Below are 17,805 nucleotides of genomic sequence, written 5' to 3'. Positions count from 1 at the left end.
AAGTTATCCACAGGGTTGACACCTTATGGCGCTGAGCCGCACCATTGAATTCCACGAACCGAACGATCGGTCGGTAGCTAGCTAAAGGTCGAGGGGGACCGCGATGGCGACAGCAGCCGAGCATCAGACGGCCCGGTCCGGGCCGGACCAGGCAGCGGCCGACGCCGCACGCACGGCGGCGCACGAAGCGGCATTCGACGCCGCGGTCGCGGCCGACGAGCGCATCGAGCCCCGGGACTGGATGCCCGACGCCTATCGCGCCTCACTGGTCAGGCAGATCGCGCAGCACGCCCACTCCGAGATCATCGGCATGCAGCCGGAGGCCAACTGGATCACGCGCGCCCCGTCCCTGCGGCGCAAGGCGATCCTGATGGCCAAGGTCCAGGACGAAGCCGGTCACGGCCTGTATCTGTACAGCGCGGCCGAAACCCTGGGCACCAGCCGTGACGAGCTGCTCGAGAAACTGCACTCGGGCCGCCAGAAGTACTCGTCGATCTTCAACTACCCCACGCTGACCTGGGCCGACGTCGGCGCGATCGGCTGGCTGGTGGACGGCGCCGCGATCACGAACCAAGTCCCGCTCTGCCGCTGTTCATACGGCCCCTATGCCCGCGCGATGGTCCGCGTCTGCAAGGAGGAGTCGTTCCACCAGCGCCAGGGGTATGAATCACTGCTCGCCCTCAGCCAGGGCACCGAGGCCCAGCACGCCATGGCGCAGGACGCGGTGGACCGCTGGTGGTGGCCGTCCCTGATGATGTTCGGCCCGCCCGATGACGAGTCGTCGCACTCGGAGCAGTCGATGACCTGGAAGATCAAGCGCCACTCGAACGACGAGCTGCGCCAGCGCTTCGTGGACATCTGCGTCCCCCAGGCCGAGTCCCTCGGGCTCACGCTCCCCGACCCGGACCTCGTGTGGAACGAGCAGCGGGGACACCACGACTTCGGCCCGATCGACTGGACGGAGTTCTGGGCGGTCCTCAAGGGCAACGGCCCGTGCAACGAACAGCGGATCACGCAGCGCAGAAGCGCGCATGAAGAAGGCGCGTGGGTGCGCGAGGCAGCAGCGGCGTTCGCCGCCAAGCACGGGGAGGCGAAGGCATGAGCAGCTCGACCGACTGGCCGCTGTGGGAGGTGTTCGTGCGCTCCCGCCGCGGGCTCTCCCACACCCACGCGGGCAGCCTGCACGCGCCGGACGCGGAGATGGCCCTGCGCAACGCCCGGGACCTCTACACCCGCAGGAGCGAAGGCGTCTCGCTCTGGGTCGTGCCGTCCGCCCAGATCACCGCCTCATCACCCGACGAGAAGGACTCCTTCTTCGAACCGGCGGGTGACAAGCCCTACCGCCACCCGACCTTCTACGACATCCCGGACGGGGTGAAGCACCTGTGACCGCGCCCCTGGCCCCGACGGCCACCGCCACCGCCCTCGCCCTTGGCGACGACGCCCTGGTGCTCTCGCACCGGCTGGGGGAGTGGGCGGGTCACGCGCCCGTCCTCGAAGAAGAGGTCGCCCTGGCGAACATCGCCCTCGACCTGCTCGGCCAGGCACGCGTCCTGCTCTCCCTGGCCGGGGACGAGGACGAACTGGCCTACCTCCGCGAGGAACGCGCCTTCCGCAACCTCCAGCTGGTCGAGCAGCCGAACGGCGACTTCGCCCACACCATCGCCCGCCAGCTCTTCTTCTCCACGTACCAAACCCTGCTGTACGGCGAGTTGGCGAGCGGGGACAGCACCTTCGCCCCGCTCGCGGCGAAAGCGGTCAAGGAAGTCACCTACCACCAGGACCACGCGGAGCAGTGGACGCTGCGACTGGGTGACGGCACCGCGGAGAGCCACGAGCGGATGCAGCGCGGACTCGACGCACTCTGGCGGTTCACCGGCGAGATGTTCCAACCGGTCGAAGGCATCGACGGCGCGACGACCGGCTCGGCGGGCGTCGACTGGCCGGCGCTGCGCACGAACTGGACGGCCTCGGTGACCGCCGTCATCGAAAAGGCGACCCTGACCGTGCCCGCAGGCCCGCAGGAAGGGGCCTGGGCGGCGGGCGCGGGCCGTCAGGGCCTGCACACCGAATCCTTCGGACGGATGCTCGCCGAGATGCAGCACCTGCACCGCAGTCACCCGGGGGCGTCATGGTGACCACTGCCCTCGAGGAAGAGCTCCTCGCCCTGGCGGGCTCTGTGCCCGACCCGGAGCTCCCGGTCATCACACTGGCCGAGCTCGGCGTGCTGCGCGGCGTACACGTCCGCGGCATAGGCAAGGTAGACGTCGAGCTGACACCCACGTACACCGGCTGCCCGGCCATAGAGGCCATGACCGCCGACATCGAGCAGGTCCTGCGTGAGCGCGGCATGGCGGAGATCTCCGTGCGCACCGTGCTCTCCCCCGCCTGGTCGACGGACGACATCAGTGCCGAGGGCCGCCGCAAGCTGGCGGAGTTCGGCATCGCGCCCCCACGCCCGCACAGCGCCGGCGGCCCGATACCCCTCACCCTCTCGGTCCGCTGCCCGCACTGCGGCTCCACCGACACCGAGCTGCTCAGCCGCTTCTCGTCGACGGCCTGCAAGGCACTGCGCCGGTGCGCCTCCTGCCGTGAACCCTTCGACCACTTCAAGGAGTTGTGATGGCACGCTTCCACCAGCTCCGGGTGACGGCGGTCGAGCGGCTCACCGACGACTCCGTGACCCTGACCTTCGAAGTGCCCCCCGTCCTGCGCGAGGAGTACCGCTTCGTGCCGGGCCAGCATCTCGCCCTTCGCCGCTTCGCCGACGGCACCGAGATCCGGCGCACGTACTCGATCTGCGCACCCGCACCCCACCCCGAAAGCCCCTCGGAACCGCGGACCCTGCGGGTCGGGGTGCGCTTCGTCGAAGGCGGCGCCTTCTCGACGTACGCCCTCAAAGAAATCGCCGTCGGCGACCTCATCGAGGTGATGACCCCGGCCGGGCGCTTCACGCTGGAACCGGCACCCGGCCGCTATGCGGCGGTGGTCGGCGGCAGCGGGATCACCCCGGTGCTCTCCATCGCCACAACCCTCCTGGAACGCGAACCACACGCGACGTTCTGTCTCATACGGAGCGATCGCACCGCCGCGTCGACGATGTTCCTGGAGGAGGTCGCCGACCTCAAGGACCGCTGGCCGGACCGTTTCCAGCTGGTCACCGTGCTCTCCCGGGAGGAGCAGCAGTCGGGACTCGACTCCGGACGGCTCGACGAGGAGCGGCTCGGCAGGCTGCTGCCGGCGCTGCTGCCCGTCCAGGAGATCGCGGGCTGGTTCCTGTGCGGCCCGCTCGGTCTGGTGCAGGGCGCGGAGAAGACACTGCGCGGCCTCGGCGTGACGCGTCAGCGCATCCACCAGGAAATCTTCCACGTGGACGGCGGCCTCACGTCCCCCACGCCCACCGCCACGACGGCCGCCCCCGCGCACAGCACCGTGACGGTGACGCTCGACGGGCGCTCCGGCACCTGGCCGGTGCGGGACGGGGAATCCCTCCTCGACACCGTTCTGCGCAACCGCGCGGACGCGCCGTATGCCTGCAAGGGCGGGGTGTGCGGGACCTGCCGGGCCTTCCGGGTCTCGGGCGAGGTGCGGATGGACCGCAACTTCGCACTGGAGCCGGAGGAGACCGAGGCGGGATACGTGCTCGCGTGCCAGTCCCACCCGGCCACGGACACAGTGGAGTTGGACTTCGACCGCTGAGAACTGCCCCACGCCCCGTCCCTTCGGCCGCGGTCCTCACTGTTCCCTTCCCATAGAACCTGTTCTATCTTGACGACCCGTCAGAAACGGCGGGCGTGGCAAGGACAGAACCGTCGGGCCGGTGCGTGGGAGGACAAGCAGTGGACTTCACCTTCACCGAGGAACAGCAGGCCGCCGTCGAAGCGGCGAAGGCGCTCTTCGCCTCCGTCGCACCCGACGGAGTACCGAGCCCCGCCCTCGTACCAGGCGCCGTGGCCGAGGACCTCGACCGCCCGCTGTGGGCCAAGCTCGCCGGAGCCGACCTGCTGAGCCTGCTTCTCGACGCCGAGCACGGCGGCGCGGGCCTGGACGCCATCGCCCTCTGCCTGGTCCTGCGCGAATCCGCGAAGAAGCTCGCCCGAGTGCCGCTCCTGGAGAGCAGCGCCGCCGCCTACGCCGTACAGACCTACGGCAGCCAGGAGTTGAAGCAGCGGATCCTGCCGAAGGCAGGCCGCGGCGAACTCGTCCTGACCGTCGCGGCGAACGGCCGCAGCGGACACGACCCCGCCGAACTCGCCGTCACCGCACGCCAGGACGGGGACGGCTGGCTGCTCGACGGCACACAGACCGCAGTCCCCTGGGCACACAACGCCGACCTCATCGTGGTGCCCGCCCACACCCCCGCCGGCCGCACCGCCCTCGCCCTGATCCCCCGCGAGCACGAGGGCCTCACCCTCGCCGATCAGGTGTCCACCAGCGGCGAACGCCTCGGCGAGATCAGCCTCGAATCCGTACGGATCGACGGCACCGACGTCATCGACACCGACGGAGCCTGGGACTGGTTGCGCGACCTGCTCACCACTGGAACCTGTGCCCTCGCACTCGGCCTCGGTGAACACGTGCTGAGCATGACCGCCGAATACACCGGCAAACGCGAGCAGTTCGGCTTCCCCGTCGCCACGTTCCAGGCCGTGGCGGTGCAGGCAGCCGACCGTTACATCGACCTGCGCGCGATGGAGGTCACCCTCTGGCAGGCCGCCTGGCGCATCAGCACCGGCGCAAGCGGCGCCCTGCCCGCCACCGCAGACGTGGCAGTCGCCAAGATCTGGGCATCGGACGGCGTACGAAGGGTGGTGCAGACCGCCCAGCACCTGCACGGCGGCTTCGGATCCGACACCGACTACCCCCTGCACCGCTACCACGCGTGGGCCAAACAACTGGAACTGTCCCTAGGCCCGGCAGCAGCACACGAAGAGGCACTCGGCGACCTACTGGCCGCCCACCCCCTCGGCTGAAGGCCGCAGACCCAGAACCCAAAGCCTCAGGCCCAAGGCCCAAGGCCCAAGGCCCACAGCACCGCTGAACTAGATCACGACGCCCGGCTGGCCCTTGTCATCGACGACGGGCCGGCCCGCGGCCTCCCAGCTCTGCATGCCACCGTCGACGTTCACCGCGTCGACCCCCTGCTGGACGAGGTACATGGCGACCTGCGCCGAACGCCCCCCGACCCGGCAGATGACATTGACCTTGCCGTCCTGCGGAGCGGCCTCGGTCAACTCACCGAAGCGGGAGACGAACTCGCTCATCGGAATGTGCAGCGCACCCGCGGCGTGACCCGCCTGCCACTCCTCGTCCTCACGGACGTCAAGGAGAAAGTCGCCGCTCGCGAGGTCGCCGACACCGACCGTGGGCACATGAGATCCGAAAGCCATGCGTCCGACGCTACCCGACCCGCTAAGCGGTCAGCCGCGCAAGCTCCGCCTCACGCTCGGTGACCTGCGCGAGCAACTGCTCGGCGATCTCTTCGAGGAGCTGATCCGGATCATCCGGCGCCATCCGCAGCATCGCGCCGATCGCACCCTCCTCCAGCTCCCGCGCGACCACGGTGAGCAGCTCCTTGCGCTGGGAAAGCCACTCAAGGCGGGCGTAGAGCTCCTCGCTCTTGCTCGGCCACTGCTGCTCGGGCACAGGACCCGCGGCCCATTCCTCGGACAGCTCCCGCAGCAGGGGCTCGTCCCCACGCGCGTACGCGGCGTTCACCCGCGTGATGAACTCCTCGCGGCGGCCGCGCTCCTGGTCGTCCTGCGCGAGGTCGGGGTGCGACTTGCGGACGAGCTCGCGGTAGAGCTTGCGGGCCTCGTCACTGGGCCGCACCCGCTGCGGCGGCCGCACCGACTGATCGGTCAGCATCGCGGCTGCCTCCGGATAGAGGCCCTCACCGTCCATCCAGCCGTGGAACAGCTCCTCGACCCCCGGCATCGGCATGACCCGCGCCCGCGCCTCGTCCGCCTTGCGCCGGTCCTCGGGGTCACCACTGCGTGCGGCCAGGGCTTCGGCGATCTCGGCGTCCAGCTCGTCTAGGCGCGCGTACATCGGGCCGAGCTTCTGGTGGTGCAGCCGGGAGAAGTTCTCCACCTCGACCCGGAACGTCTCGACGGCGATCTCGTACTCGATCAGCGCCTGCTCCGCCGCCCGGACCGCCCTCTCGAGCCGGTCCTCCGGCCGCGCGGCGCCGCCCTGCCCCGCCGCCCCGTCAGGACCCTCGCGACCAGCGGTCACGGGATCGGGATCGGGCGTCTGAGGCTGCGTAGGCTCGGCTTCCGGGGTCGTCACCCGTCCAGCCTAGGCCACCATGCCCCCGCCCCGACCGAGCGGCAGCCGGGCCCGGCTCTGAAGCCTGCCGGGCCCTCTCCCCACACTTCCGGCCAACAGGGGGCCTCCCCCCTCCCTCCCCCACCCCCCTCTCCCCACCCCTCCCACTCCACCCCCCACAAGCCCCCTAGAACCCCCTCAAACCCCAACCTCCGCCCCCACCCGTCCCTCCTTCACCGCGCGCACGAGTTCCGCGTGGTCCGCCTCCGTCCGGTTCGCGTACGCCACGGCGAACTCCGCCATCGCCGTGTCCAGCTCGTCGTTCTTGCCGACGTAACCGGCGATGAGCCGCGGGTCGGCGCTGTGCGCGTGCGCGCGGGCCAGCAGGGCTCCGGTCATCCGGCCGTAGTCGTCGATCTGGTCGGCGGCCAGAGCCGCCGGGTCCACGCTGCCCTTGCGGTTCCTGAACTGCCGTACCTGGAAGGCTCGCCCGGCCACGGTCGTCCATCCCAGCAGGAAGTCGCTGACCACCTGCATCCGCTTCTGCCCGAGCACCACCCGGTGACCTTCGTGCGCGACCTCGGGCACCGTGAAACCCGCCGTGGGCAGATGCGGCAGCAGAGCGGAGGGGCGTGCCTCCTTGACCTGCAGCACCAACGGCTCGCCCCGGTGGTCGAGCAGCAGCACCACGTACGACCGCAGGCCCACGCTGCCCGTGCCGACGACACGGAAGGCCACGTCCTGGACGGCGTACCGCGCAAGGAGCGGCAGCCGGTCCTCTGGCAGCGTGCCGACGTAGTCCGCGAGGGAGGCCGCGACCTCGGCCGCCTCCGCGTCCGGTATTCGGCGAAGCACGGGTGGGGCGTCGACGAAGCGGCGGCCCACGTAGCCGGCCTCGTCCTCCGTGCGCTCGGTGGACTTGGCGGCGAACCGGGCACTCGTGTTGTGCCGGGCTTTCTCGGAGACGCTCTCCAGGGTGCCGAGCAGGTCTTTCGCGTCCGTGTGTGAGACCAACTCCTCGTCCGCGATGGCGTTCCAGGCGTCGAGCGCGGGGAGCTTGGCGAGCAGTCTCATCGTGCGCCGGTACGCCCCCACCGCGTCGAACGCCGCTTCCCTGCAAACGTCCTCGCTCGCTCCGGCTTCACGTCCGGCGAGCACGAGGGAGGCCGCGAGCCGTTTCACGTCCCATTCCCAGGGGCCGTGTCCCGTCTCGTCGAAGTCGTTCAGGTCCATGACGAGCCCGCCCCGCGCGTCTCCGTACAGGCCGAAGTTGGCTGCGTGGGCGTCGCCGCATATCTGGGCGCCTATCCCCGTCACGGGGGTCCGCGCGAGGTCGTACGCCATCAGACCGGCGGCTCCGCGCAGGAAGGCGAAGGGCGAGGCGGCCATCCTGCCCGTCCGGATCGGTGCGAGCTCGGGGAGCCTGCTGCGGTTGGTCTCCTGCACGGCGTCGACCGGATCGGGGCGGCCGTCGTCCTCGACGAACCACTCGTGCGAGGCACGGCTGACGCGCCCCCGCAGCGCCTTGCCCTCCCGTTTCGGCGAGACCGCCGCCCCGGCAGCACCCTTCGAACCAGCGGCACCCTTCGAAGCAGTCGCACCCTCCGAACCAGCAGCGCCCTCCGAAGCCGCCGCGCCCGCCCCGTCCCGCTGTGAGGGCCACCGCGCGAACCCCTCCACGTACGGCAGCCGCGCACCTTTGAACTCCGTCATGCTCACCCCCACCGTCCGGGCGCCCCCACGGGCTCACCTGGCATGAAGGTACCGCCGGGTGCCGGACGGCGTCAGAGCCTGTGGACAACCCATGGCCTGTGGACAACTCGGCGCGCCGATGCGGCGCCCGGTGACATAGATCACCATGATCATCTGACCTGGATCACCATGATCATCGCCGTGGGGCGCCCGCGGCACGCACTCCCGGAACACAACGAGAAGCGGGCCCCCACCAGGACTTTAATCCTGGTGGAGACCCGCTCCACATGGTGCGCGAGGGGGGAGTTGAACCCCCACGCCCTTTCGGGCACTGGAACCTGAATCCAGCGCGTCTGCCTATTCCGCCACCCGCGCATGGGTGTTGTCTTGGGTCTCTCACCGCTTGGTGCGAACACTGTTTTGGTGCGAGCGCCTTCCGACATCCAGAAGATTAGCACGCTGGCAGGGGTGGATTCACATCCGTATTCGGGGGCACCTGCCCTGTTGATCCGGAGAGAACCGGGTGAGGCCCACCGTTCGACCGACCGACTTGCGCCGTACCCGGCGAAGCTCCGCAGTCGGGTGCGCGACACTGGTTTGAGGCCCCCTCTACGATCCCTGGTAGAGGAGCCTGAGAGGAGCCCGGACGGATCCCGGAACCCTGGTGCGGGCATGCCTTGTGAGAGGCGACACTCATCGACTGGGCGGACAGGGGGAACCAGCCGATTTCCCGGCGCGTGGATACGATCAGTAAGCAGTACCAGGATGACTACGACGGAGGAGGTGCCCCATGGGAGTCATGAAGAAGTTCGAGCAGCGACTCGAAGGTCTCGTCAACGGCACCTTCGCCAAGGTGTTCAAGTCCGAGGTCCAGCCCGTCGAGATCGCCGGCGCCCTGCAGCGCGAGTGCGACAACAACGCGACGATCTGGAACCGCGATCGGACCGTCGTCCCCAATGACTTCATCGTGGAGCTCAGCGCGCCCGACTTCGAGCGGCTGAGCCCGTACTCGGGACAGCTCGGCGACGAGCTGTCCGGGATGGTGCGCGAGTACGCCAAGCAGCAGCGGTACAGCTTCATGGGCCCCATCAAGGTCCACCTGGAGAAGGCCGAGGATCTCGACACGGGCCTGTACCGGGTGCGCAGCCGCACGCTCGCGTCCAGCACCTCCCAGGGTCCCGACAGCGCCCCGGCCGGCCCCTCGGGCCCCGCGGGCGCCGGTCACAGCCCCGCGAGGCCCCCTGCGGGCGGCGCGGGCGGTGGCTATGGCTATCCGCAGCCCGCCCAGCCCTCCAGCGCGCCTCCCATGCCTGCCGCGCCGCCTCCCGGCGGCCGTCCGGGCGGACCCGCACCGGTGCCGAACCGTCCTCAGGGGCCCGGCGCCGGACCTCTTCCGGGTGCGCAGGTGCGGCGCTGGATCGAGATCAACGGCAATCGCCATCAGATCTCCCGCCCGACGCTGGTGCTGGGACGCAGCACCGACGCCGATGTGCGGATCGACGACCCCGGCGTATCGCGCCGGCACTGTGAGATCCGGACCGGAACGCCCTCGACGATCCAGGATCTCGGGTCTACCAACGGCATCGTGGTAGACGGGCAGCACACCACCCGCGCTACGCTCCGCGACGGCTCGCGGATCGTCGTGGGCCAAACCACCATCGTTTACCGGCAAGCCGAAGGGTGAAGCGGGGGCAATGTCAGAGCTGACCCTGACGGTCATGCGGCTGGGTTTCCTAGCCGTTCTGTGGCTGTTCGTGATCGTGGCCGTCCAGGTCATCCGTAGCGACCTGTTCGGAACACGCGTCACACAGCGCGGTTCGCGCCGTGAGAACGCGCGACCGCAGCAGGCCGCACGCCAGCAACAGCAGGCGGCCACACCACCTCCCCAGCGCCAGCAGCAGGGCGGCGGGCGGCAGCGCCGTGGCGCCCCCAGCAAGCTGGTCGTGTCCGAAGGGATCCTCGCGGGCACGACGGTCGCCCTGCAGGGCCAGACGATCACGCTGGGCCGTGCGCACGATTCGACGATCGTGCTGGACGACGACTACGCGTCCAGCAGGCATGCCAGGATCTACCCGGACCGTGACGGCCAGTGGATCGTCGAGGATCTCGGGTCCACCAACGGCACGTATCTGGACCGGACCCGACTCACCACCCCGACGCCTGTTCCGCTGGGCGCGCCGATCCGCATCGGCAAGACCGTCATCGAGCTGCGGAAGTAGTACGAAAATGAGCGAGCGGAGCGAGCGAGCCGACGCGGTCCACACACTGGACGCCAGCGCGCTCCCGACCGGAGGGTGGGCACCGTGCGGATGTACCCGGAGCCGACGGGCGAGGTGCGCATGAGTCTGTCTTTGCGCTTCGCCGCCGGATCGCACAAAGGCATGATCAGGGAGGGGAACGAGGACTCGGGTTACGCCGGTCCGCGTCTCCTCGCGATCGCCGACGGCATGGGGGGCCAGGCCGCAGGTGAGGTGGCGAGCTCCGAGGTGATCTCGACGCTCGTCACCCTCGACGACGATGTGCCGGGATCGGACATCCTCACGTCGCTCGGCACCGCCGTGCAGCGCGCCAACGACCAGCTGCGCCTGATGGTCGAGGAGGACCCCCAGCTCGAGGGCATGGGGACGACCCTGACCGCCCTGCTGTGGACGGGGCAGCGCCTCGGTCTCGTACACGTGGGCGACTCACGTGCGTACCTCCTGCGGGACGGCGTGCTCACGCAGATCACCCAGGACCACACCTGGGTGCAGCGTCTGGTCGACGAGGGCCGGATCACCGAGGAAGAAGCCACCACCCACCCGCAGCGCTCCCTGCTGATGCGCGCGCTGGGCAGTGGTGAGCACGTCGAGCCGGATCTCTCCATCCGTGAAGTCCGCGCCGGCGACCGCTACTTGATCTGCTCGGACGGTCTCTCCGGCGTCGTCTCGCACCAGACGATGGAAGACACCCTCGCGAGCTACCAAGGCCCTCAGGAGACCGTGCAGGAGCTGATTCAGCTCGCGCTGCGCGGTGGTGGCCCCGACAACATCACGGTGATCGTCGCCGATGTCCTGGACATCGACAGCGGTGACACCCTCGCCGGTCAGCTCTCCGACACCCCCGTTGTGGTCGGTGCCGTCGCCGAGAACCAGCTCCAGTCGCAGGACGACGGCGCCATGCAGACGCCCGCGGGCCGCGCGTCCGGCCTCGGCCGCCCGGTGCCGCCGCAGCCCTCCGGAGGCGGCTTCGGGCCGCCCGGGAGCGGCGACACGACGGGGTACGTCCCCGAGGGGAACTTCGGGGCGTACAGCGACGAGGACTTCGTCAAGCCGGGCGGTGGCCGCAAGTGGCTCAAGAGATCGCTCTACACGGTGCTCGCCCTGGCGGTCATCGGCGGCGGCCTGTACGGCGGCTACCGCTGGACCCAGACTCAGTACTACGTGGGCACGAACGACAAGAACGTCGCCCTGTACCGCGGCATCGACCAGGATCTGGCGTGGGTCAGCCTGTCGAAGGTCGAGGAGGACTACCCCAAGATCGAACTCAAGTACCTGCCGCCGTATCAGCGCAAGCAGGTCGAGGGGACGATCCCCGAGGGCAATCTCGACGACGCCAAGAGCAAGATCGAAGAGCTCAGCATGCAGGCCTCGGCCTGCGAGAAGGACGCCAAGCGCCGCGAGGCCGAGCGCGAGAGCGCCAAGCCCGGTGAGGGTGAGGCGGGCGGCACGACCGGCCTGTCGGCCAAGGCTCCCACCGATGATCCGACGGATCCGGCGGACAAGAACGACACGAACGACAAGAACAGCTCGACCGACAAGAACAAGTCCGAGACCGCACCGACTCCCACACCCGGCCCCAGCCTCTCCGAGGACGAGGAGAAGCTGGTCCCGCTGTGCGGTAAGCAGTAAGCAGCCGTTGGGGGCCTTTGCACGCCATGAGCAGTAGCACTACACACACGTCGACCATCGGCGCGATCGGGGCGCCGAGCAGGCGCAACACCGAGCTCGCGCTCCTCGCGTTCGCCGTCGTCATCCCGCTGTTCGCCTACATCAACGTGGGCCTCGCGCTCGACGGCAAGCTGCCGCCCGGCATGCTCGGCTACGGCTGTGGCATCGGGCTGCTCGCGGCCGTCGGCCACATCGTGGTGCGCAGGTTCGCGCCCTACGCGGACCCGCTGCTGCTGCCGCTCGCGACGCTGCTCAACGGCCTCGGTCTGGTGGTCATCTGGCGCCTGGACCAGTCGGAGAAGCTGCAGCAGATCGCCAAGGCGGCGACCGGCCAGTTCAGCGCCTCCGCACCCAAGCAGCTGATGTACTCGGCCATCGGCATCGCGCTCTTCGTGGGCGTGCTGCTGCTGCTCAAGGACCACCGAGTCCTGCAGCGCTACACGTACATCTCGATGGTCGGTGCCCTCGTCCTGCTGCTGCTGCCGCTCGTGCCGGGACTCGGCATGAACGTCTTCGGCGCGCGGATCTGGATCAGCGTCGGCGGATTCTCCATCCAGCCAGGTGAGTTCGCGAAGATCGTCATCGCGATCTTCTTCGCGGGCTATCTGATGGTGAAACGCGATGCGCTCGCCCTGGCCAGCCGTCGTTTCATGGGGCTCTACCTGCCGCGTGGCCGTGACCTCGGTCCGATCATCGTGGTCTGGGCGATGTCCATCCTGATCCTGGTCTTCGAGACCGACCTCGGTACGTCGCTGCTGTTCTTCGGCATGTTCGTCGTGATGCTGTACGTCGCCACGGAGCGCACCAGCTGGATCGTGTTCGGTCTGGTGATGTCCTCGGTCGGCGCCGTGGGCGTGGCCACGTTCGAGCCGCACGTGCAGGAGCGTGTGGACGCCTGGCTGAACCCGTTCTCCGACGCCGTCATCCAGTCCACGGGCAGCGACCAGATCGCCCAGTCCCTGATGGCGTTCGGTTCGGGTGGCGTGCTCGGCACCGGCCTCGGCCAGGGTCACTCCGACCTGATCGGCTTCGCCGCCAACTCCGACTTCATCCTCGCCACCTTCGGCGAGGAGCTGGGTCTGGCCGGCGTCATGGCGATCCTGCTGATCTACGGCCTGATCGTGGAGCGCGGTGTGCGCACGGCGCTCGCCGCCCGCGACCCGTTCGGCAAGCTCCTGGCGATCGGCCTGTCCGGCGCCTTCGCCATCCAGGTGTTCGTCGTCTCCGGCGGCGTCATGGGTCTGATCCCGCTGACCGGTATGACCATGCCGTTCCTCGCGAACGGCGGTTCCTCCGTGATCGCCAACTGGGCGCTGATCGGCATCCTCATCCGCATCAGTGACACCGCGCGCCGCCCGGCGCCGGCTCCCGCCCCCAACCCCGACGCCGAAATGACGCAGGTGGTCCGACCGTGAACAAGCCCCTGCGCCGGATCGCGGTCTTCTGCGGGCTGCTCGTCCTCGCCCTGCTCGCCAGGGACAACTGGCTTCAGTACGTACAGGCCGACACCCTGGCCGAGCACGACAAGAACCGCCGCGTCTCCATCGAGCGGTACGCCCAGCCGCGCGGCGACATCATCGTCGACGGCAAGGCGATCACCGGCTCCAAAGAGGCCGGCAGCGGTGACTACAAGTACAAGAGGACGTACAAGAACGGGCCCATGTGGTCCCCCGTCACCGGTTTCGCCTCGCAGCGCATCGGCGCCACGCAGATCGAGTCCATCGAGGACGGCATCCTCACCGGCAACGACGACCGGCTCTTCTTCACCCGCAGCCTGGACATGATCACGGGCAAGAAGAAGGAGGGCGGCAACGCCGTCACGACCCTCAACGCCGCCGCGCAGAAGGCCGCGTACCAAGGCCTCAAGGGCAATGGCAAGGGCGCGGTCGCCGCGCTCGACCCGTCGACCGGCGCGATCCTGGCCCTGGCGTCGGCTCCTTCGTACGACCCCTCGACCTTCGCGGGCAACACGAACGAAGAGGCCGAGGAGTTCGGGAAGCTGGACAAGGACAAAGACCAGCCGATGCTCAACCGCGCGCTGCGCGAGACGTATCCGCCCGGCTCCACCTTCAAGGCGGTCACCGCCGCGGCTGCCCTTGAGCACGGTCTGTACGACGACGTCGACTCGCCGACCAAGTCGCCGCTGCCCTGGACGATGCCGGACACGCAGACCCCGCTGAAGAACGAGGGCAACATCCCCTGCAAGAACGCCACGCTGCGCGAGGCGCTGCGGGTGTCCTGCAACACCGTCTTCGGCAAGATCGGCTCGGACCTCGGCAAGGACAAGATGCTCGAGACGGCCGAGAAGTTCGGCTTCAACGAAGAGCAGTTCGTGCCGGTCCGTTCGAACGCCTCCGTCTTCCCCGAGAAGATGGACCGTCCCCAGACCGCGCTCTCCTCCATCGGCCAGTTCGAGACGGCCGCGACGCCGCTGCAGATGGCCATGGTCGCCTCGGCCATCGCCAACGACGGCAAGCTGATGGAGCCGTACATGGTCAGCGAGTTGCAGGCGCCGAACCTTGACGTGATCGAGAAGCACGCGCCCAAGGAGATGAGCCGTCCGCTGTCCGAGGAGAACGCGCAGAAGCTCCAGGACATGATGGAGACGGTGATCAACGAGGGCACCGGCACGAACGCCAAGATCCCCGGCACCACCGTCGGCGGCAAGACCGGTACGGCCCAGCACGGCGTCGACAACAGCGAGAACCCCTACGCCTGGTTCATCAGCTACGCCAAGACCGACTCCGGTTCGCCGGTGGCCGTCGCCGTGGTCGTCGAGGACAGCAAGGCCAGCCGCGACGACATCTCCGGTGGTGGTCTGGCCGCCCCCATCGCCAAGGACGTGATGAAGGCAGTTCTCGACAGCAAGAAGTGACCCCCGTCACGGCCTCTTCACATCAGTGCACGTTGCGATACCGGTCCTGTATCGGGTGACGGTCGTGGCCGGGTCACGTAAGGCGAGCCGGGTACGGTATGCCCGGACAGCACACCGCCGGACCACACAAGGGTGCGGTCGGGACTGACGGAGAGGGCTGGATTAGCTATGGAAGAGCCGCGTCGCCTCGGCGGGCGGTACGAGCTGGGCCAGGTGCTCGGCCGAGGCGGGATGGCGGAGGTTTACCTCGCGCACGACACCCGCCTCGGACGCACCGTGGCGGTGAAGACGCTGCGCGTTGACCTCGCGCGCGACCCGTCATTCCAGGCCCGGTTCCGCCGCGAGGCCCAGTCGGCCGCCTCGCTCAACCATCCTGCGATCGTCGCGGTCTACGACACCGGCGAGGACTACGTGGACGGGGTCTCCATCCCGTACATCGTGATGGAGTACGTCGACGGCTCCACCCTGCGTGAGCTGCTGCACTCCGGGCGCAAGCTGCTGCCCGAGCGCGCCATGGAGATGACGATCGGCATCCTCCAGGCCCTCGAGTACTCGCACCGCAACGGCATCGTCCACCGCGACATCAAGCCCGCGAACGTCATGCTGACGCGCAACGGCCAGGTCAAGGTCATGGACTTCGGCATCGCCCGCGCCATGGGCGACTCCGGCATGACGATGACGCAGACCGCGGCGGTCATCGGCACCGCGCAGTACCTCTCCCCGGAGCAGGCCAAGGGCGAGCAGGTCGACGCGCGCTCCGACCTCTACTCCACGGGCTGTCTGCTCTACGAGCTCCTCACGGTGCGCCCGCCCTTCGTCGGGGACTCCCCGGTGGCGGTCGCCTACCAGCACGTACGGGAAGAGCCGCAGGCCCCGAGCGTCTTCGACGGTGAGATCACGCCGGAGATGGACGCGATCGTCCTGAAGGCCCTCACCAAGGACCCGGACTACCGCTACCAGTCGGCCGACGAGATGCGCGCCGACATCGAGGCCTGCCTCGACGGCCAGCCCGTGCAGGCCACCGCGGCCATGGGCGCGGTCGGCTACGGCGGCCACCCGGACGACCAGCAGACGGCGATGCTGCGCCCGCAGAACGGCGGCGGCCAGACCTCGATGATGCCGCCGGTCGGCGGCCCCGACGACGGCTACGACGATCATTCGCGCCGCCGCCAGAAGAAGAGCAACACTTCCACGATCCTGCTGGTCCTTGCGGGCTTGCTGGTCCTGGTGGGCGCGATCCTGATCGGGAAGTGGGCGTTCACCGGGGGCGGTGGCGGCAACGACTCGATCAAGGCGCCGAACTTCGTGGGCGAGAAGCTCGCCGACGCGAAGAAGTCCGCCAAGAACGTGGACCTCGTGCTCGACGCCTCCGAGAAGAAGCCGTGCGACAAGTTCCCTGCGGGCGAGATCTGCTCCCAGGACCCGGGCGCGAACGCCACGGTCAGCAAGGGCGACACGATCTCGGTGGTGGTTTCCACGGGCGCACGGAAGGTCTCGGTGCCCAAGGTCATCGGCCTGAACGTCGACGCCGCCACGAAGAAGCTCGAAGGCCCCAAGTTCCAGTTCGAGGTCGACACCAAGCCGGTGGAGTCCTCGGGCACCCCGGGCGAGGTTCTCGATCAGGATCCGTTCGCCGGCAGCGAGGTCGAGAAGGGCAGCAAGATCACCCTTGAGGTCGCCAAGAAGGCCGACAAGGCGACGGTCCCGGACGTCACCGGCAAGACCTGCGAAGAGGCCAAGGCCCAGCTGCAGACCAACGACCTCGTCGGTACGTGCGAGGAAGAAGAGAGCGACTCCGTCGAGGCCGGCAAGGTCATCTCGCAGAGCCTCCCCGCGCAGAGCCAGGCCGACCCCGGTTCGACCGTGACGCTGCAGGTCGCCAAGAAGGCCGAGCAGGCCACCGTTCCGGCCCTCACCGGCCAGAAGCTCAAGGACGCCCGCAAGGCCATCGAGGACGCCGGCCTCACGGTCGGCACCATCACGGGTCCGCAGGACGACGAGGCCCTCGTGGTCCTCTCCGACCCGCCCGCCAATCAGCAGGTCGCGCCCGACACCGCGATCAACCTGACCACGGCAGGCGGCAACCCGGGTGACAACGGCGGGGGCAACGGCGGGGACGGCGGTGGCTTCCTGGGAGGCAACGCCGGCTTCTCCCGGAACGACGAGGACTGACCCACTCCGTAGCAGTACGAAAGAGCCCCGCACACCGCCTGCTGGACGGTGTGCGGGGCTCTTTCGCGTGGTCGGGCTCTGTCCCGCCTGCGGTGGCGGAGGGGGCTCAGTTCAGCTCGGCAGGCGGCGTGCGCTTGTTGTCGACCTTCTCGATCCGCTCCAGCTCGCCCCATACCACGTAGCGGTAGTTCGACGTATAGACCGGCGTGCACGTCGTAAGGGTGATGTAGCGGCCGGGCTTCTTCGCGCCGGATTCCTTCGGGATGGGGTTCAGGGCCTTCACGTTGTACTTCGACGTCTCGGGGAGGGTCGAGTACACCTTGTACACGTACCACTTGTCCCGGGACTCGAAGACGATCGCGTCGCCCTTCTTGATCTTGTCGATCTTGTGGAACTTCGCACCGTGCCCGTCGCGGTGCGCGGCCAGCGTGAAGTTGCCTTCCTTGTCCTGCGGGAGAGCCGATTTGATCGGGTCCTCGTAGTAGCCCGCGACGCCGTGGTTGAGCACCTTGCTGCTGGTGCCCTTCCTGACCAGGATGTCGCCGTTGCCCATCGCGGGCACGTGCAGGAAGCCGATGCCGTCCTTGGTGTTCAGGTTCCCCGGGCCGCCCGCCCAGCGGTCGCGCACCTTGTCGCCCTGCTTGTGCGCCTCGCGGTCCGCGACGACGTTGGTCCACCACAGGGAGTAGACGACGAAGAGACCGAGCACCAGGCCCGCGGTGATGAGGAGTTCACCGAAGACGCTGACCGCCGTGGCGATGGGACCCCGTCCCCGTGGCCGTGGTGTGTGCGCGGGCGCGGGCGCCTCGGCCTGCTCCTCGCCCTGCTCCTCGGCTTGCTCCTCGTCGTGGTCGGTCCTGGCTGCCACTC

16 protein-coding genes and 1 tRNA gene are annotated in these 17,805 nt (G+C 68.9%); 12 read left to right on the top strand and 5 right to left on the bottom strand.

What is annotated here, in order from left to right:
- The first annotated feature begins 103 nt into the window (after nt 1–103).
- The 6 genes from paaA to ACWD02_RS27280 all read left to right on the top strand — a co-directional run bounded on the left by paaA (nt 104) and on the right by ACWD02_RS27280 (nt 4,973).
- A complete protein-coding gene (paaA, locus tag ACWD02_RS27305; protein ID WP_451215061.1) occupies nt 104–1,102 on the top strand; it encodes a 1,2-phenylacetyl-CoA epoxidase subunit PaaA in 999 nt (332 codons plus the stop codon).
- A complete protein-coding gene (gene paaB, locus ACWD02_RS27300) occupies nt 1,099–1,389 on the top strand; it encodes a 1,2-phenylacetyl-CoA epoxidase subunit PaaB (protein WP_451215060.1) in 291 nt (96 codons plus the stop codon). The genes paaA and paaB overlap by 4 nt, the downstream gene beginning before the upstream one ends.
- Nucleotides 1,386–2,138, top strand: coding sequence for a 1,2-phenylacetyl-CoA epoxidase subunit PaaC (paaC, locus tag ACWD02_RS27295; RefSeq protein ID WP_451215059.1), 753 nt, complete (start codon nt 1,386–1,388; stop codon nt 2,136–2,138). The genes paaB and paaC overlap by 4 nt, the downstream gene beginning before the upstream one ends.
- Nucleotides 2,132–2,623, top strand: coding sequence for a 1,2-phenylacetyl-CoA epoxidase subunit PaaD (paaD, locus tag ACWD02_RS27290; protein WP_451215058.1), 492 nt, complete (start codon nt 2,132–2,134; stop codon nt 2,621–2,623). Before paaC ends, paaD begins: the two co-directional genes overlap by 7 nt.
- The gene (gene paaE, locus ACWD02_RS27285; RefSeq protein ID WP_451215057.1) at nt 2,623–3,699 is read left to right on the top strand and encodes a 1,2-phenylacetyl-CoA epoxidase subunit PaaE; all 1,077 of its coding nucleotides are present in this window, start codon (nt 2,623–2,625) and stop codon (nt 3,697–3,699) included. Before paaD ends, paaE begins: the two co-directional genes overlap by 1 nt.
- A gap of 140 nt (nt 3,700–3,839) precedes the next feature.
- On the top strand, nt 3,840–4,973 hold the full coding sequence (locus ACWD02_RS27280) for an acyl-CoA dehydrogenase family protein (protein ID WP_451215056.1): 1,134 nt from the start codon (nt 3,840–3,842) through the stop codon (nt 4,971–4,973).
- A 69-nt stretch (nt 4,974–5,042) separates the two neighbouring features.
- Here ACWD02_RS27280 and ACWD02_RS27275 read toward each other — a convergent pair whose 3' ends face one another.
- The 4 genes from ACWD02_RS27275 to ACWD02_RS27260 form a co-directional block, all read right to left on the bottom strand.
- A complete protein-coding gene (locus tag ACWD02_RS27275) occupies nt 5,043–5,390 on the bottom strand; it encodes a rhodanese-like domain-containing protein (RefSeq protein ID WP_451215055.1) in 348 nt (115 codons plus the stop codon).
- A gap of 22 nt (nt 5,391–5,412) precedes the next feature.
- The gene (locus tag ACWD02_RS27270; protein ID WP_451215054.1) at nt 5,413–6,291 is read right to left on the bottom strand and encodes a J domain-containing protein; all 879 of its coding nucleotides are present in this window, start codon (nt 6,289–6,291) and stop codon (nt 5,413–5,415) included.
- A 177-nt stretch (nt 6,292–6,468) separates the two neighbouring features.
- The gene (locus ACWD02_RS27265) at nt 6,469–7,983 is read right to left on the bottom strand and encodes a DUF2252 domain-containing protein (protein ID WP_451215053.1); all 1,515 of its coding nucleotides are present in this window, start codon (nt 7,981–7,983) and stop codon (nt 6,469–6,471) included.
- Between the two features lie 267 nt (nt 7,984–8,250).
- Nucleotides 8,251–8,337, bottom strand: a tRNA-Leu gene (locus ACWD02_RS27260).
- 415 nt (nt 8,338–8,752) lie between these two features.
- On the opposite strand from ACWD02_RS27260, the gene ACWD02_RS27255 reads away from it, so the two are divergent.
- From ACWD02_RS27255 to pknB, 6 genes are all read left to right on the top strand, one after another.
- Nucleotides 8,753–9,646: an FhaA domain-containing protein gene (locus ACWD02_RS27255; RefSeq protein ID WP_451215052.1), complete on the top strand. Its 894-nt coding sequence runs from the start codon at nt 8,753–8,755 to the stop codon at nt 9,644–9,646.
- A gap of 10 nt (nt 9,647–9,656) precedes the next feature.
- Entirely contained in the window at nt 9,657–10,181 is a 525-nt protein-coding gene (locus ACWD02_RS27250) for an FHA domain-containing protein FhaB/FipA (RefSeq protein ID WP_361828992.1), read from the top strand.
- A gap of 120 nt (nt 10,182–10,301) precedes the next feature.
- Nucleotides 10,302–11,849 (top strand): Stp1/IreP family PP2C-type Ser/Thr phosphatase, encoded by a 1,548-nt coding sequence (locus ACWD02_RS27245; protein WP_451215051.1) that lies wholly within the window; start codon nt 10,302–10,304, stop codon nt 11,847–11,849.
- Between the two features lie 26 nt (nt 11,850–11,875).
- The gene (locus ACWD02_RS27240; protein WP_451215050.1) at nt 11,876–13,303 is read left to right on the top strand and encodes an FtsW/RodA/SpoVE family cell cycle protein; all 1,428 of its coding nucleotides are present in this window, start codon (nt 11,876–11,878) and stop codon (nt 13,301–13,303) included.
- Nucleotides 13,300–14,763 carry a peptidoglycan D,D-transpeptidase FtsI family protein gene (locus ACWD02_RS27235; protein WP_451215049.1) on the top strand — a complete coding sequence of 488 codons (1,464 nt, stop codon included), beginning with the start codon at nt 13,300–13,302 and terminating at the stop codon, nt 14,761–14,763. The genes ACWD02_RS27240 and ACWD02_RS27235 overlap by 4 nt, the downstream gene beginning before the upstream one ends.
- 168 nt (nt 14,764–14,931) lie before the next feature.
- Entirely contained in the window at nt 14,932–16,935 is a 2,004-nt protein-coding gene (pknB, locus tag ACWD02_RS27230) for a Stk1 family PASTA domain-containing Ser/Thr kinase (protein ID WP_451215048.1), read from the top strand.
- Nucleotides 16,936–17,041: 106 nt separating this feature from the next.
- On the opposite strand, the gene ACWD02_RS27225 is transcribed toward pknB, so the two are convergent.
- On the bottom strand, nt 17,042–17,803 hold the full coding sequence (locus ACWD02_RS27225; protein ID WP_451215047.1) for a class E sortase: 762 nt from the start codon (nt 17,801–17,803) through the stop codon (nt 17,042–17,044).
- Between the last annotated feature and the right edge of the window lie 2 nt (nt 17,804–17,805).

The organism is Streptomyces sp. NPDC002853, from assembly GCF_053591915.1.
This window is presented reverse-complemented; position numbering and strand designations above follow the sequence as displayed.

Bases quoted from the DNA above. Each gene is read 5' to 3' on its own strand.
- ACWD02_RS27250 (WP_361828992.1), top strand. From the start codon at position 9,657: ATGTCAGAGCTGACCCTGACGGTCATGCGGCTGGGTTTCCTAGCCGTT.
- ACWD02_RS27240 (WP_451215050.1), top strand. From the start codon at position 11,876: ATGAGCAGTAGCACTACACACACGTCGACCATCGGCGCGATCGGGGCG.
- paaD (WP_451215058.1), top strand. From the start codon at position 2,132: ATGGTGACCACTGCCCTCGAGGAAGAGCTCCTCGCCCTGGCGGGCTCT.
- paaA (WP_451215061.1), top strand. From the start codon at position 104: ATGGCGACAGCAGCCGAGCATCAGACGGCCCGGTCCGGGCCGGACCAG.
- ACWD02_RS27265 (WP_451215053.1), bottom strand. From the start codon at position 7,983: ATGACGGAGTTCAAAGGTGCGCGGCTGCCGTACGTGGAGGGGTTCGCG.
- ACWD02_RS27245 (WP_451215051.1), top strand. From the start codon at position 10,302: ATGAGTCTGTCTTTGCGCTTCGCCGCCGGATCGCACAAAGGCATGATC.
- ACWD02_RS27275 (WP_451215055.1), bottom strand. From the start codon at position 5,390: ATGGCTTTCGGATCTCATGTGCCCACGGTCGGTGTCGGCGACCTCGCG.
- paaB (WP_451215060.1), top strand. From the start codon at position 1,099: ATGAGCAGCTCGACCGACTGGCCGCTGTGGGAGGTGTTCGTGCGCTCC.
- ACWD02_RS27255 (WP_451215052.1), top strand. From the start codon at position 8,753: ATGGGAGTCATGAAGAAGTTCGAGCAGCGACTCGAAGGTCTCGTCAAC.
- pknB (WP_451215048.1), top strand. From the start codon at position 14,932: ATGGAAGAGCCGCGTCGCCTCGGCGGGCGGTACGAGCTGGGCCAGGTG.
- paaE (WP_451215057.1), top strand. From the start codon at position 2,623: ATGGCACGCTTCCACCAGCTCCGGGTGACGGCGGTCGAGCGGCTCACC.